This window comes from Xanthomonas sp. NCPPB 4467, assembly GCF_041475665.2.
Taxonomy (GTDB): Bacteria; Pseudomonadota; Gammaproteobacteria; order Xanthomonadales; family Xanthomonadaceae; genus Xanthomonas; species Xanthomonas dyei.
Genome location: NZ_CM191260.1, coordinates 3,159,662 through 3,176,259, shown reverse-complemented (window position 1 = coordinate 3,176,259; position 16,598 = coordinate 3,159,662). Strand labels below are relative to the sequence as shown.

The following is a 16,598-nucleotide window of genomic DNA, read 5'->3' as shown; positions in this document are numbered from 1 at the left end:
CGCAGCGCCGGTATTCGCCTCAGGCACGCTTGGCCCCAGCGGCGAGCACCACGCGTGCACCGCGCTCCCGTAGCCGCCAGGCCGCCACGACAACTGCGCGTAGCGCGCTCAGTCCGGCCGCAGCAAGGCCGTCAATCGCGCGCCGTCGGGCACGCCCAATCCGGTATTGGCATCCCAACCGGTGGAAGCGCGAAATGCCCCGTTGTCGCCAGCGACGATGTCGCGAAAGGCATCGGGTTGGCCGTACAGGCGCGGCACCACAAATCGCGGTTGCATGCGGTTTGCGCCATAGATGCGCGCCAGCAACGCCGCCCATAGCGGTACGGCCGCACTGGTGCCGCCCATCACTGCCGGTTGCCCGTTGATGTGCAGGTAGTAACCGGTCTGCGCATCGGCATTGGCGGACACGTCCGGCACGCCGCGCATCTGCAGTGGTTGCGGCCGATGGTGTTCATCGGTCAACACAAGATCCTGCTGCCAGGCCGGGCGCGCAAAGACCTCGCTCTGGCCGCCGCCGCCGTTGGACCATCCTTGTTCGTCCACGCTGTCGGCGCTGACATGCAGCCGCGTACCGCCGCAGGCCAGTACGAACGGGCTGGACGCGGGAAAGCACACATTCAAGCCGGGCTGGCCGTCGCTGGCGCCATCGTCGCCGGCCGCAATGCAGACGGTGACGCCCAGCAAGGCGGCCGCCCGAAACGCGCAGTCGTAAGCCTGGCGCGACTGCGGCGTCCACTGCGCTTCGGTGAAGCCCCAGCTGATGCCGATCACGCCAGGCGCATGTTCGGCGTCGTGGATGGCGGCATTGATCGCCTCGAGAAAGCCGTTGTCGGTATTGGGTGCGAAATACATCACCACCTTGGCGCCCGGTGCGATCGCGCCAGCGATCTGGATGTCCATCTGCGCTTCGATATCGGCATTTTCGGTGCCGGCACTGACGACGTTCTGCGCACCTGGCAACAGCACGTCCACCAGGGTGGGCATGGGCAGACGCAACTGCGCAAAGTAGTTTTCCATCTGCGCGCGTGCGTAGCCGCCGCCCAGCACGATGATGCCGATGCACTGACCGTGCCCGTCGTGCTCGGGGAAGCCGTACAGCTGCGCCAGCTGCGGCGGGGTGTAGTGCATCACGGGCGCCTGGCCTTCGGCAGCGGGCGGTGCGGGCATGGGGGCTGGAGAGGGTGTCGGGGTGGCGGGCAAGGTCTGCGCCTGTGGGCGCGCGTCCAGCCCCAATACCGCGGTGACAATGCCGGCGAGCGCCTGCGGGATGGACACCGGGCCGGTGCGTCCGCGATACCGCAACGCGCCGCGCACGTACTCGCGCAGGCTCACCTGAAACGCCGCCTCGCACTGCTGCACGGTGCCTTCCAATATCACGTTGCCGCTGTCTGCGTGCGCGCGCTCTACCGTCAGCCCGTAGCGGGTGGCGAACTGCGCAACTGCCTGCAGATCTGCCTGGCTGGCAGCGAAGCGCGCACTGAATTGCTCGCGCGAAAATGGCACCGGCAAGGTGTTGGCCTGTAGCTGCAGCAAGACCTGAGCGGCGGCGTCGAGTGCGGGCATGCGCACGGCGAGCAGCACGCGTAGCCGCTCGTCCACCGCCGGCAGCCCTGTCTCGCGAGTGGATGGCGCGGTAGGGCGTTCGCTGCCGGGGAGAATGGTATGCATCGGGTGTGGAGAGCTCCATCAAGGGGGGCGATTGCCGGTAGCGCGTGATGCACATCGCCGGTGGAAGGACTGCAGCGCGACAAACGGTGGTTGCAGCCATCAGCGCGCTCCATTGAAACGCACCGCGCGTTTGCGCGGACCGTTGCTGGCGCGCACGATCGATCGCGATGCGAAGCAAGACCAACGCAGCGGCTGTGCGGCGTGAGACATGCCGCTGAGGACGAAGCAGCGCGGGCGGAGCAGCGTTGTCCACTGCGCGCCTGAGATCCTGCGACAGGCGCCAGCGTTGTCTGCGTGCCGCAAGGTTGCGGCAGGCACCACCGCACACGCGCCAGCGAATCGGTCTGTATGCAGATTTCCGCATTCGCGTCGGACCACTGCCACAAGACGTGGCGGGTGCATGCGCGCAGGATGCGGTTACGACCACCCAAGGGCACGACGATGGACCGGAGAACCTTTCTGCGGCAAGGCATGGCAGCGACCGCGGCCGTGGGGGCCGGCGCTGCGCTGGCGGGTCACGCGGTGTCGACCAGCGCGGCCGCGCCGCCTGCAGCATTACGGCCGCGCCTGGAAGCATTGCCTTCAGCCGCGCAGTTGGGCAGCAAGCTGTGCAGTTTTGAGCACCTGCAGCAACAGTGGACCGTCTACGAGCAGCTCGACGACCCGCAGGGCCAGCTCACGCTGTGGACCGATAGCGGCATGCTGCGCCTGGACAAACGCACCGAGGCTGCCTACCCGGCGGCAGGGGCGCCGTACTTCGGCATGCCGCTGGCGCAGGTCGCCATGGCCGACGCCGACCTGCTTGCCGATCGCTTGCTGCGTGACGGCGACCCGGACGAGGCGCAGGTACGCGATGTCGCACCACCGCCGGCGTCCTTGCTGGACCCCAAGGACAATGGTGGGCGCTGGCCGTGGACCACGTTCGTCGGCACGCGCGAAGCATTGGACACCATGCCGATCCTGCCCAACGGCCGCAGCCGCACCTCGCGTCCGGAACATGCCTTCACCGAATTGGGCGAGGAGGCGCTGATCAAGCGACGCGAAGAAGGCATGCTCGGTGGCTGGATGCCGGCGGTGCGCAAGGTGATGCGCCGCGAGGGCGAGGCCGACGCCTGGTACGACGTGCTGGTTTTTGCCGATGTGCGTGCGCCCGACCGCTTTGTGGTACAGACCTGGCACCGCACCATGCAGGTCCGTGGCGGGCAGATCGTGGCGGTGCACTACACGCACAGTTATCCCGCGTTCGGCACGCTGCGCACGCCGGCCACCGCGGAGCAGTTTTATGCGGCGCTGATCGATTTCGCAGCGTACTGGCAACAGGCATTGGACGGCACGGTGCAGGCGCAACTGCCCGATGCCAGCTGGAATGACATGGCGCAATTCGCGTTCGCGCGCGAGCTGGTGGTGCGGCCCGGTGGCGATTACCCCAAGTACGGCGCGGTGGAGCGCGACTATTACGGTAACGAGTACGACGGCTTTCAGGACACCTTTACCAGCGCGTTCTACGCAAATCTGGAATGGGGCCGCTTTGCCCAGGCTGCTGCGGTGCTGGACAACTACTTCGATGCGTTCGTGCAGGACGATGGCCTGCCGAACATGCGTGGGCCGGAGGTGGGGCAGTTCGGTCTGACCTTGTCGTTGCTGGCGCGCTATCTGCGCTACACCGGCGATGCACCGCGCCTGCGCCGATTGCTGCCCAAGATTGCGGCCACCGCGCAGCTGTTGTGCGCGTTGCACGATCAGGCATTGGCATTGCCGCGCAATGCGTCCGGGCACGGCCTGCTGCATGGCTGGAACGAATCGGATGCGTGCCTGTTTCCCGATCCATCGCTGTGGTGGAAGCCGTATTACGCCAACAGCGCGCTGACAGTTCGCGGGTGGGAGGACCTCGCGCAGGTCTGGAGCACGCTCGGTGGCGATGCGGCACAGGCAAGCCAATGGCAGCGCCGCGCGAAGCAGTTGCGCACACGGCTGGAAGCCAGCCTGCGTGCCAATGTGCGCCGCGATCTGTCGCCGCCGTATGTCGGCCCGCTGCCGGGTACCACGCTGACCTTTCGGCAATCGCTGCTGCAGGAAAAACCCAGCGAGCAGCAGTGGCCGCATCGCGCCTATGCCGAGTTGCTGCAGGCCGATGTGTTGCCGGACGAGCTTGCCCATCTGGTGATCGACTGCCTGCGCGGCCACGGCGGCACCAGCATCGGCGTGGTGGCCAATATCGCGCCACCTGAGCCGGGCAGCCGCGATCTGCTGGGGTTTATTTCCTACGGGTATGCGCAACAGCTGCTGCGGCTGGACCGCATCGAAGAGTATCTGTTGTTCGTCTACGCGCACCGCTATCAGGTGCACACGCGTGGCAGCTGGACGGCGGGCGAAGTCAGCGGCATCACCGGCGGCATGCCGTTGTTCTGCATGCCGGCGCAGATGACCATCCCGCTGTTGTTGCGCTGGATGCTGGTCAGCGACGACAGCGCGGGCGAACAGTTATTTCTGGCGCGTGCAGTGCCGCGTGCATGGCTGGCCAGTGGCGAGGCGGTCGGTATTACCGCAGCACCGACACGTTGGGGCACGGTCACGTTGACCTTGCGGACCGACACCGCTGCACGCCGTATCGATGCACAGGTACAACTGCCCGAGCGCGCTCCCAAGCGCACCTGGCTGACGCTGCGAGCGCCAGCCGGCACGCGACTGCAACGCGTGCTGGTCGATGGGCGAGCGGCGCGTCTGCAAGGCCCGCATGCGGATCGGGTGGCGGTGTCGCAAAGCGCTGCAGCGGTGCAGGTGCAGGTGCAGGCCTGGTACGTGTGATGCACGTCGCTGCACTGCCGCCATCCACTCGCGGCGCGATCTGAGCCCGGCGATCGACATCGATCGCCGTCTACTGCACTAGCGGTAACAAGGTTACTTTTCAGTGTGTCTGCAGTGGTCTTGCCATCGCGCTGGCCGTGAAGCGCGCAATCCCGCAACTGCGTTGCCATCAGCGGCGTGCATGCGATCCGGCATGTACCAGGTGGACGCGATCACCGCTTGCCAAGTGCGACTGTGCTTTATGTCGACATTATGGCAAAAGCACGTGAATTTCCGCACGAGTGCCGGATAAATTCGTCAAGACGCCAGTGCGGCATTGTCGCAAGCTTTTTTCGCGTGGCCTGCTCTGTATGGGTTGCGTGCTCTCGGGGGGAGGGCAGCCTCGTCGTCGTTCTGTCTTGCCGGTTGCCGCGTCATGCGGCAGCCCACTGGTGCCATTTTTGTCGTGATCCATCTCTCATCTTGCGCTGCCGCAGCGCGGCGTGGCCGTGCGCGCAGGTTTGCTGTTTTCCCCTCGAAAGTACAAGGAAATCCGATGTCGCCAAGCCGCTTCGCTGTGTTGTCGCAGTGCCGTGTTTCCCGGCGTCGCCCGCTGATCGATGCGATCGTGCTGGTCTTGTCCATTGCCAGCGCGCCGACGTTCGCGCAGCAAATCGGCCAGGCCGACGACGATGCCACCCAGACACTGGACCGCGTCAACGTTACCGGCACCCATCTGCGTCGCGTGGATGCCGAAACCGCCAGCCCGGTCATCGTGGTCGACCGTCAGCGCATCGAAGACAGCGGGCAAAGCACGCTGGGCCAGTTGTTGCAGCAGCTCCCGGCGATGTCCGGGTTCATGCCCGGCCCGGCGCTCAACTCCGGCTTCAGCCATGGCCGCGCGCTGGTATCGCTGCGCAACCTTGGACCGGAACGGACCCTGGTGCTGGTCAACGGTCACCGCATGGCCGGGCCGGCCAGCAGCGTTGCGTCGGCACCCGGCGTTGATGTCAATGCGATCCCGGTGGCGATGGTGGAGCGGGTGGAAGTGCTCACCGACGGTGCCTCGTCGGTGTATGGCTCCGATGCGATCGGCGGGGTGGTCAACATCATCCTCAAGGACAAGTACGATGGCTTTGCCGCCACGGTCGATTACGCCCAGAGCACGCATGGCGATGCCAATAGCCGCACGCTGGGCCTGGAGTGGGGCAAAACCTGGGACCGCGGCGGGGTGATCGTGGGGCTGTCGCGCAATTCGATGAACCCGGTGTTCAACAGCGACCGCCGCTATGCCGCCAAGGCGGTGGAATTCTTGAATGGGCAGGTCAGCGAGATCCGCGGCGGCAATACCCGCGCCTTTCTCAACGATGGGCGTCGCGTGACGCCGGTCGACGGGGTGCCGCCCGGGCCGGTCGGCGAAGATGCGTTTCGCCCGTACGATCCGGCCACCGACAGCTACAACGCCTACGACGGCCAGTATCTGATCACGCCGATCAAGCGCACCAACGCGTCCTTGCACGGCAGCTTCGACATCACCCCGGACATCCAGGCCTATACCGACGTGTTCTGGACCCGCAGCGAGACGACCTCGCAACTGCCCGCATACGGCATGGAGATGCAGGGCGCGGCCGACAACTACTACAACCCGTTCGGCGATCAGCTGGACCGTTATCTGCTGCGCTCCACCCAGGCCAATACGCGCGTCTATACCGCGACGATGTTCCAGACCAACATCGTGGCCGGCTTGCGCGGGCGCGTGCAAGGCACCAGTTGGCAGTGGGATGCGGCGGCAGGCTACGCACGCTACAAGGACACCCTGGTGCGCACTGGCTTCTCCATCACCTCGGCATTGAACAACGCCACCGGCGCCTCGTTCCTGGACAGCGACGGGGTGGTCAAGTGCGGCGCGCCCGGTGCCGTGATCGCCGGCTGTACGCCGATCAATATCTTCAACCCCACCGATCCGGCCACCATTGCCGCGCTACGCGGCACCCAGCGGCCGGTGGATCTGATCGACGAGAGCCAGATGCGTTTTGTCGATATCAGCGCCAACGGCGATCTGTTCAAACTCCCGGCCGGTGCGGTGCAGGCAGCGGTGGGTCTGGTCTATCGCACCAACAAATTCGCACAGGGCACCACCAGCGAGGTGGCCGCCGCCGATGCCGACGGCAACTGCGATTACAACGACGGCTGCATCCTCCGGCAGGGCCGCGACGAATCGGTGCGCGAGGCCTATGCCGAGTTGTTGGTGCCGCTACTGAAAGACGTGCCGTTTGCCAGCAGCCTGAATCTCAATCTGGGCTCGCGCTATTCCAAATACGACGCCTGGGGCAACACGACCAACAGCAAGGTCGCCATCGAATGGCGGCCGATCGCCAATTTGCTGGTGCGCGCCACCGGCTCGCAGGTGTTTCGCGCTCCCGCGCTGGGCGATCTGTATGGCTCGCCCTACACCGCGGTGATCGACACCACCGGCGATTTCGAGGACCCATGCAATGGCTATGCCGGCGCCGCGCCGAATCCGGCCTGCGCCAATGTGCCCAACGATGGCAGCTTCACCAATACCGCGCAGTTCAACGTGGTGACCTCCGGCGCCAACAATGTCGGCTTCCAGCTCAAGCCCGAGCGTGGCCGCTCCTACAACGTCGGGGTGGTGTACGACCCCGACCAGGTGCGCGGCCTGTCGCTCAACGTGGACAGCTGGCGCGTGGTGCTGGAGGACATGCTGACCGGCGTTGACCTGCAGCAAGTGGTCAACGATTGCTTCCAGGGACGCGAGGCCGCGTTCTGCCCGCTGATCCAGCGCGACGCGACCGGGCAGTTGACGCGCGTGTCGGTGCCGTTCGCCTACAACAGCGGCAAGGTCGATATCCGTGGCTACGATGCCGGCATCCACTACACGCTGGCCGACACCGCGTGGGGGAGTTTTGCTGCCGGGCTGGATGCGACGTTCTTCTCCGATTATCGCTTCGCTGGAGAAACGCATAACTACGTCGGCGAAAATTCCGGCTGGGGCAATATGCCGCGCTGGCGCGCGGTGGCTAATCTGGCCTGGGACAAGGGCCCATGGCATGCGAGCTGGAACACCCGTTACCTGGGCCGCACCGTCAACGGCAGCCAGTACGACAATTTCTGCGCCGACACCAATGCCGACGGCAGCTGCCGCTATTTCCCGATCGGCTCGGTGGTCTATCACGATGCGTCGCTGAGCCGGAAGCTGGAAGCTCTGCACAGCACGCTGGCCATCGGGGTGGACAACCTCGGCAATCGCGCACCGCCCCGGTTCTATAGCTACTCCAACGCCGCCAATACCGATGCCACCACCTACGACACCTTGGGGCGCTCGTTCTGGGCGCGGCTGCGGACGGAGTTTTGAGCTGGATGGGAGGTGTCTCCACAACGCGGCGAATCGCGCGCCGTGCCACTGTTGCGCGCCATGCGCGGCGCATGCAGCAGCCGGGCGGTATTCGCTTGTCCATGCCGTGCTTCGCATGCGGCCAGCGTGGGGATGCGCGTGACTTTATGCTGGGCCGTTGTCGCCGGGTCGGGCTGAGCATTGCGTGTTTACGACCAGACGACGGCATGTTGCAGCAGACGTTTGCTGCCGCGGCGTCGCGTGTCGCGCAACTGTTCCAATGACAGGCCAAGCCGATACACAGCACCTTCTACAGAGCCATTGCATGCGCACGTCCCGAGTGTTGATGTCGCGGTGTCGCAAGGGGCGTGGCATGCGTGCGGGTTTGGCAGGCTTGCTCTGGGCCGGCGCGCTGGTCGGGATGCCGGTGGCGTTCGCCAAACCGGCACCACACGCGCCCGTGGCGCTCGCCAATGCGGCGATCGGCGATCCGCGTTTTCATGGGTTGGCGCATCCGCTGCCCGACAGCGGCGTGGCCTTCGCACCTGGTGGGCAGCTGGCGCGGATTTATGCTGCCGATCGCGCGCGCGGGGCAGGGCAGGTTGCGGGCAACGATTTCTGGATCGATCGCATGCTGGTGCGCGAAGGCACCGCTGGCGGCTTCGATGACGAGAACGACTGGCTGTTCACGCGCGGGCGCGCGGCGTTTCTGGCCACGCATCACCCCGAAATTCCCGGCTTCGTCGGCCAGGTGGCGTACTGGCATACCACCGATTACGACGCGCTGTTGCGCATCCTTTCCACGCAAGGCGAGCGCGCGGTGCAGTGGACCGAGCGCTCGCAACAGCGTCGCCAGACGCCCAGCTATTTCAGTACCGTGTTCGAGGATACAAATGCGGGCGTGCGGATGCGCCTGGTCAAGTACATCACCGAGCAGAATGTGGCGGTGGCCAGCATCGTGCTGTCCAGCCTGGACGGTGCGGCGCATACGTTGTCGGTGCAGGCGCTGTCGCCGTTGGCGCAGCATGCCGATGGCAATGCGTTGACCGGCGCCTTCGAAGCCTACAACGCGATCACGACAGTGTTTCCACGCTTGTCCGGCGATGGCTTTCGGGTGGACGGCAACCAGCTGGTACGCGAGGTGGCGGTGCCGGCCAGCGGCGAGACACCGGCGCTGAAACTACAACTGGGTCTGCTCACGCACGAGCTGCCGCAGGCGCAGGCCGAGTACGCCCGCATCGCCGCGCAGTTGCCGCAACAGGCCTACCAGGAGCACGTCGCCAGCTACAACCGCTGGTGGGTGGATAACGTGCCGTATCTGGATACGCCGGATGAGAACATAACCAAGAGCCTGTTCTATCGCTGGTGGACGCTGCGCTTCAATTTTCTCGACGCCAACGTGCCGGGCAACGATTACCAGTTTCCGGTCGCCATCGAGGGCGTGCTGGGCTACAACAACGCCATCGTGCTGACCACCGGCATGTTCCTGGACGATCTGAAATACCTGCGCGACCCGAGCTATGCGTACGGCAGCTGGCTCAGTGCAGGCGAGACCGCGGGCGGCGGCAAGTACACCGACAATCCCGGCTCGCCGGAAAACTGGTCCAACTCGTACGCGCAATACATCACCGCCGCCGCATGGCGCTCGATGCAGCTGCATGGCGGCCCGCCGGCACTGGCCGCAAAACTGGCCCGTTACGGCAGTGGCGACGTGGACGGCGTGCTGGCTGCCTACGATCTCAACCACAACGGCCTGATCGAATACGACTGGGCGGCGATGACCGGCAACGACGCCGATGCGGTGTCGTTCGACTGGGCGGCCAAGCACGGCGAAATCCGCATGGATCGCACCGAGAGCGCTTACGTCTATGCCAACGCGCAAGCCGCGTCGCAGGCGGCGCAACTGGCTGGCGACAGCGCAACCGCGCAGCGCATGCAGGCCACCGCACAGCGCATTCGCAAGGCGGTGCTGGAGGTGTTGTGGCAGGACCACAGCGACAGCGCCGATTCGGTGGGCCTGCACGGCGAACTGCTCAAACATCGCCAGGCCAAGGGACCGCGCCTGCCGGTGGACTGGAAGGAAACCAACAATTACTACCCCTTCAGCGTGGGGCTGATGCCCAAGCAGGGCGATGCCGATCACGACCCCAAATATGCGCGCGCCTTGCGCTTGTTTGCCGATGCAGCGCAATACCCGCTGTTTCCGTTCTACACCGCCAATCAGGTCGATCTGCAGGCGCGTAGCAGTGGCGCCGATGCGGGCAGCAATAACTTTTCCACCATCAACGCGACGGTTGCATTCCGTCTGCTCGGCGAGGCGCTGCGCGATTACCCCAGCCCGTTTCTGAGCGCGCAGAGCTACCGCACGCTGCTGTACTGGAACGCATGGGCGCCTTACATCGATGGCGACAACCGCTATCCGGATCAGAACGAATTCTGGGCCAAGGGCAGCGCCAGCGATGGCGGCAAGATCGCGTACCGCTCGTGGATTCATCACACCCAGCTAGGGGCGACCAATTTCACCATGATCGAAGATGCGATGGGTCTGCGTCCGCGCAACGACGACAAGATCGAGCTGTATCCCATCGACATCGGGTGGGACCATTTTGCCGCCGACAATCTGCGCTACCGCGATCGCAATCTGAGCATCGTCTGGGACCGCGATGGGCGCCATTACGCGGGCAGGGCACCGCAGGGCTACAGCGTGTATCTGGATGGCACGCTGGCGTTTCGCGTGGACCGGCTTGCGCATGTGATCTACGACCCGGCCAGTGGGCAGGTGAGTGCGGCGCCCGATGCGGTCAATGGCAACGGCGCGGCGCAGGTGCTGGAGGCGTACCCGGCGCACCTGGCGTCGATGACGCAGGTGCCGATCGCCGCAGATGCGCGCATCGCCGAACTGCTGAGCAAGGCCGGCGTGGATGTGACGCTGCCGGCCACCGCCAACCACAACCTTGCACAAGCCGCACAGGTCACCGCCAGTTTTGCCGCGCCAGGCTTTGCCGCTACTGCGGCGGTGGACGGCAGCACCGCGAGCACGCCGTTCTGGGGCACTGCCGGGTCGCCGTCTGCCAGCGACTGGATCGCCCTGGATCTGGGCCGGCCCCGGCAAGTCGATCAGGTGGTGCTGTATTTCTATCGCAGCTCCTCGCCTGGCGGCCAGCAGCACGGCTTTCCGTCCGGCACCTATCCCGGCTACGCCGCGCCATGGATCTACGTCGTGCAGTACCAGGAGGGTGCCGGCAACTGGAAGACCATTCCAGGGCAGGTGCGCGATGCGGCGATCGCCGTAGGCAACCGCAACCGGGTGCGCTTTCCGGCGCTGCGTACGCGTGCGCTGCGCGTGCTGGTGACCCATGCCGGCAGCGCACGCACCGGCATCAAGGAACTGCAGGTGTTCGACAGCGGCCTGGCTGCGCCTGCGTTTGCCGGCAACGCGCCGCCGCAGGTGCAGGCGTGGCAGCTGGAAGATGCCGGTGCGGGTGCCGACGGCACGGTAAGGGTGAATGGCAGGGTGGGCGACGACGGTTTGCCCAACGCAGCGTTGCAGGTGCGCTGGCAGATGCTGCAAGGTCCGGACGGGGGCGATGCGGTATTCGCCGATGCTGCCGCGCTGCAGACCGCGGTGCGCTTTACGCGCCCGGGTGCTTACACGGTGCGATTGGCGGCCAACGACGGCGCGCTGGAAGGTCATGCCGATGTGCAGCTGCTTGCGGCCGCCGTGCCGGTGCTGCAGCGCGTGCCATTGCACGAACTGGCCACGGTCAGCGCGCAGCTCACCGGCGCGCAGTACCGGGTGCAGGCGCTCAACGACGGCGTCATTCCCGCAGCGGGTAGCCGGCCGAAGGGCAGCCGACGCTGGGGCAGTTACGGCAGCGAACAACCGGCCACGCTCTGGCTGCAGTACCAGTGGCCGAGGCCGGTGCGCTTGTCGTCCAGCACGCTCTACTTCTGGAACGACCAGCCGCGTGGCGGGGTGGCCGCGCCTGCCAGCTGGACGTTGCAGGCACTGCAGGACGGCCGCTGGCAGGACATCGTCGCCGACGGCGGCTACCCGATTGCCGCCGCTGCGATTGGCGCGGCCAGCACGGCCAGCTTTGCACCGGTGGTCACCACCGCGGTGCGTGCGGTGCTCAGCACCCAGCCTGGCGCCGACGGGCGCATGCCTATCGGTGTGGACGAATGGCAGGTGCACGCCGAGTTGCCCACGCGCGTGGAGGCGATCGATCTGCGCACCGCACCCGGCCAGCTGCCGGTGTTGCCGCAGCAGGTCGACGCCTTCTTCGCCGATGGCAGCGTGCTGCCGGTGGCGGTGCAATGGCCGGATCTGCCGCTGCAGCGGCTGGGCAGCGAAGGTGCGGTGGAGCTGCAGGGGCTGGTGGAGGGCGTGCTACCGATCAAGGCCACGGTTTGGGTACGCGCCACGCCGCCAGCGCAGATCAACACCGTGCAGGCCTTGCCCGAGGTGAGCGCCGTGGTGGGGCGGGCGCCCACGCTGCCGAGTTTTGTGAGCGTGCAATACAACGACGGCTCGCGCGAGCGCTTGCCGGTGCAATGGCCGGCGCTGGCGCTGGCGCTGGCGCGTTACGCGCAACCCGGGCAGATCGGCCTGACCGGCACCGCGCAGGGGCGTGCGCCCACCGGGGTGGTGTCGGTTCCCCTCAGCGTGCAGATCAAGGCGGCCAGGGTGCCGGCCCAGCGCCAGGGATCGACCCCATGACCGGCAGCCTCGCGCGAACCTTGGCATTGGCCGGCGCGTTGTCGCTGGCTGCCGTTGCCGCCTGCGCCGCCGTACCACCGCAGGGCGTGCAGCTGCATGCACCGGGCAACCCGATCCTGGCCGACGGCAGTACCTATTCGGCCGACCCGGCGCCGCTGGTGGCCGACGGCAAGCTGTACATCCTGGCCGGGCGCGACACCGCGCCGCCCAACCGCAACGAGTTCGTCATGCCGGGCTGGCAGATGTTCGTCAGCAGCGACCCGGCCAGCGGGCAGTGGACGCATTACCGCGACCTGCTACGCCCGCAACAGGTGTTCGCCTGGGCCGATGCGCGCTACGCCTATGCCGCGCAGATCGTGCAGGGGCCCGATGGTCGCTATTACCTGTATGCGCCGGTACAGCAGCGCAACGCGCCCAATCCGGATCCGTTCGCGATCGGCGTGGCAGTTGCCGACAGTCCGCTCGGTCCGTGGACCGATGCCCATCCACAAGGGCCGGTGGTGTCGCAGTCGGTGCCCAACCGCAACGCCATCCAGAACATCGACCCCACCGTGCTGGTCGACGACGATGGCCGGGCGTATCTGTACTGGGGCACCTTCGGCGCGCTGTTCGGGGTGGAGCTGGAGCGCGACATGGTGACCTTCAAGGGCACACCGGTGGCGGTGAAGACGCTCGACGGTTATTTCGAAGCGCCGTGGCTGTTCAAGCGCAACGGCACCTACTACCTGGCGTATGCGGCCAACAATGCCGGCCGCGATTCGGCATGTACGCCCACGCTGTATCACGCGTGCATCGCCTATGCGAGCGCGCCGACGCCGCTGGGGCCGTGGACCTCTCGCGGCATCGTGCTGCGGCCGGTGTCCTCGACCACCTCGCATCCGGGCATCGTCTCCTTCAAGGGGCAGTGGTATCTGGTCTATCACACCGCCGATGCGCGCGGCGGCGGGCATTTCCGTCGCAGCGTGGCGATCGATCGGCTGCAGTGGGACGACAGCACCCAGCCGGCCAGCATCCGCACCGTCGTCCCCACCCGGCGCCCGCAACCGGCGCTGCCGCCACAGCGCAATCAGGCGCCGTCCGCCGTGGCCACCGCGTCCAACGGGCCGCAGATTCCGCTGCAGTACTGGATGGCCGCACTCAACGATGGTGTGGTCAAGGCCAATCCGCTGCCGCCGGAAATGTGGGGCAGCTGGACGCCAGACAATCCGCCGCAGCAATGGATTCAATACAGCTGGGCGCAGCCGGTCACCCTGGACCGTACCCGCGTGGTGTTCTGGGCCGATCAGCCGCCCGGCGCGCAGATCGGTGTGGCGCCGCCGGCGCGTTGGCATCTGGAATACCGCCAGGGCGCGCAATGGCATCCGGTGCAGCCGCGCGATCGTTACGGCACCCGCACCGATCGCTACGAGGCGGTGTCGTTTGCAGCGGTCACCACGCGCTGCGTGCGTCTGGTGATGGAGGCCTCCGGTAAACCTGCCAGTTACGCCGCGCTGGCCGTGCAGGAGTGGGAGATGCTGGCACCGCAGCCGCAACGTCTGCCGGCCGCCAGCGACGCCGATAGCAGCCGCTGCGATGCGCCGTGAGCGTAACGACCCAACCACAATGAGGCTTGCAGTGCGCATGATCCCTAGGCTGTTTTTCCGTTGCCGCGCGCTGTTGCGGTGTGTTGCCAGATGGCCGTTGCAGTTGGCGTTGACGGCTGCAGCCGTCATGCCGGCTGCCGTGCCTGCATCTGCAGCGACGCCTGCCGCCGCAGCGACATCGACAGCGGTGCCGACATCCGCGTCCGCAGCGGCCCCCACTGCAGCGGATTACACGCGTGCGCTCGGCCTGTCGCAGCACTACGCGTCGCTGGTCGAGCAAGAGCCCAGCATGCCGACCTGGGTCGATGCCGGGCACTTCCTGTATCGACGCGGCGTTGCCCGCAACGGTCAGCCGCCGGCCATCGAATACCGCATGGTGGATGCCGCCAGCGGCCGCAACACGCTGGCCTTCGACCATGCACGCCTGGCGGTGGCATTGACCCAGGCCGGCGCGCAGAAGGTGGATGCGGCAGCGCTGGCGCTGCAGGCGCCGACCCTGCAGCAGGACCGTTTGACGTTCCAGCTCGCCGGCGTCGGCTGGCAATGCACGCTGGCGCGGTATTCCTGCGCGCATCTGCACGACCGCGATGCGCAGCCGGAATCGATGGACATGCGGCTCCCGCTCGTGCAGGGCGAGCGCAACGCCAAGCTCTCGCCGGATGGGCGCTGGCGCGCCTGGGTGGAGCAGGCCAATGTGGTGATCGCGCCTGCGAGCGGCGGTGAGCGCAGCGTGCTCAGTCGCGATGGCGGTGCCGACGATTACTACGCGCTGGACAGCCTGGTGTGGTCGCCGGATTCGCAGCATCTGGCGGCGTATCGGGTCAAGGCACCGCCACCGCGCATCGTCTATTACATCGAATCGGCACCCGCCGACCGCGTGCAGCCCAAACTGCACCAGCAGGTCTATCCCAAGCCGGGCGATGTGTTGCCGGTGATGCAGCCGGTGCTGTTCGACCTCGCCACGCGCACCGCGCAGCCGGTGGCGATGACCTTGCTGCCCAATGCGTTCACCTTGAGCGAGATGGTGTGGTGGAAGGACAGCCGCGGTTTCACCTTCGAGTACAACGCACGCGGGCATCAGCTGTACCGCGTCATCGAGGTGGATGCACGCAGCGCCGCCGCGCGCACGCTGATCGAAGAAACCTCGCCCACCTTCATCGAATACTCCGAGCTCAGCGGCGAGCACGAAGACGGCGGCAAGCATGCGCGCCGCGATCTAGCCGATGGCGCGCAGATCGTGTGGGCCTCCGAGCGCGATGGCTGGGAGCATCTGTATCTCTACGATGGCCGCACCGGCGCGGTGATCCGTCAGCTCACCCGGGGTGACTGGGTAGTGCGCAAGCTCGATCGCATCGACGAGGCAGCGGGGCAGCTGTATTTCAGCGCCTCCGGCATGCAACCCGGCGAAGATCCGTACTACCGCCACGCCTATCGCATCGGCATCGATGGCAGCGGCCTGACCGCGCTGACGCCGCAGCAGGCCGACCATGCCGTGCAGTATTCCCCGGACGGGAAGTGGTTGCTGGATCTGTACTCGCGCGTGGATCTGGGCCCGGTGCTGGAGCTGCGGCGCAGCACCGACAGCAGCGTGGCACGCACCATCGAGCGCACCGATCTGAGCCGCCTGCAGGCGGCCGGCTGGCAGGCACCGTTGCCGTTCCATACGCCAGGGCGCGATGGCAAGACCGAGATCTGGGGCGTGATCCATCGCCCGCAGCAGTTGGATCCGCAGCAGCGCTACCGCGTTGTCGAAGACATCTATGCCGGTCCGCAAGGGTCCTTCGTGCCGAAGACCTTCAGCCCGTCCATTCCCTCGCTGACCGCGCTGGGCTTTGCGGTGGCGCAGATCGACGGCATGGGCACCAACAATCGCGCGCGCGCCTTCCACGACGTGGCCTGGCGCAACCTCAAGGATGCCGGTCTGCCGGATCGCATCGCCTGGCACACCGCCGTGGCCGCGCAGTACCCGTGGTACGACATCCGCGGTGGCGTCGGCATCTACGGCACCTCGGCCGGTGGTCAGAACGCGTTGGGCGCGTTGTTGTTCCATCCCGAGTTCTATGTGGCGGGCGTGGCCAATTCCGGCTGCCACGACAACCGCATGGACAAGATCTGGTGGAACGAGCAATGGATGGGCTGGCCGGTGGGGCCGTGGTACGCCGAATCGTCCAACGTGGAAAACGCCGCGCGTCTGCAAGGGCATCTGCTGCTGGTCACCGGCGACATGGATAGGAATGTCGATCCCGCCAGCACCTTCCAGGTGGCCGACCGCCTGATCAAGGCCGGCAAGGATTTCGATCTGCTGGTGGTGCCGGGCGGCGACCACGGCGCCGGTGGCAGTTACGGCCGTCGTCGGCTGCTGGATTTTTTCGTGCGCTGGATGCAGCAGGCACCAACGCCGGAGTGGAATCGCGCATCGTCCAGCGCACCGGTGGCGCCGCCACCCGCGTGATTGCACGCGCATGCCGCGGTCTGCGGGATCGTGTGC

6 protein-coding genes are annotated in these 16,598 nt (G+C 66.4%); 5 read left to right on the top strand and 1 reads right to left on the bottom strand.

Annotated elements, in window-relative coordinates:
* Positions 1-108: 108 nt before the first annotated feature.
* Complete coding sequence (locus tag ACCQ06_RS13950) at positions 109-1,668, bottom strand: S53 family peptidase (RefSeq protein WP_228325535.1); 1,560 nt, start codon at positions 1,666-1,668, stop codon at positions 109-111.
* 441 nt (positions 1,669-2,109) lie between these two features.
* Here ACCQ06_RS13950 and ACCQ06_RS13945 point away from each other — a divergent pair, with 441 nt between their 5' ends.
* From ACCQ06_RS13945 to ACCQ06_RS13925, 5 genes are all read left to right on the top strand, one after another.
* The gene (locus ACCQ06_RS13945; protein WP_316686494.1) at positions 2,110-4,473 is read left to right on the top strand and encodes a glucosidase family protein; all 2,364 of its coding nucleotides are present in this window, start codon (positions 2,110-2,112) and stop codon (positions 4,471-4,473) included.
* A 604-nt stretch (positions 4,474-5,077) separates the two neighbouring features.
* A complete protein-coding gene (locus ACCQ06_RS13940) occupies positions 5,078-7,828 on the top strand; it encodes a TonB-dependent receptor domain-containing protein (RefSeq protein ID WP_372365815.1) in 2,751 nt (916 codons plus the stop codon).
* Between the two features lie 304 nt (positions 7,829-8,132).
* A complete protein-coding gene (locus ACCQ06_RS13935; protein WP_372364376.1) occupies positions 8,133-12,527 on the top strand; it encodes an Ig-like domain-containing protein in 4,395 nt (1,464 codons plus the stop codon).
* Complete coding sequence (locus ACCQ06_RS13930) at positions 12,524-14,110, top strand: family 43 glycosylhydrolase (protein ID WP_316686487.1); 1,587 nt, start codon at positions 12,524-12,526, stop codon at positions 14,108-14,110. Before ACCQ06_RS13935 ends, ACCQ06_RS13930 begins: the two co-directional genes overlap by 4 nt.
* A 19-nt stretch (positions 14,111-14,129) precedes the next feature.
* Positions 14,130-16,562 (top strand): S9 family peptidase, encoded by a 2,433-nt coding sequence (locus ACCQ06_RS13925; protein ID WP_372364375.1) that lies wholly within the window; start codon positions 14,130-14,132, stop codon positions 16,560-16,562.
* Positions 16,563-16,598: the final 36 nt, after the last annotated feature.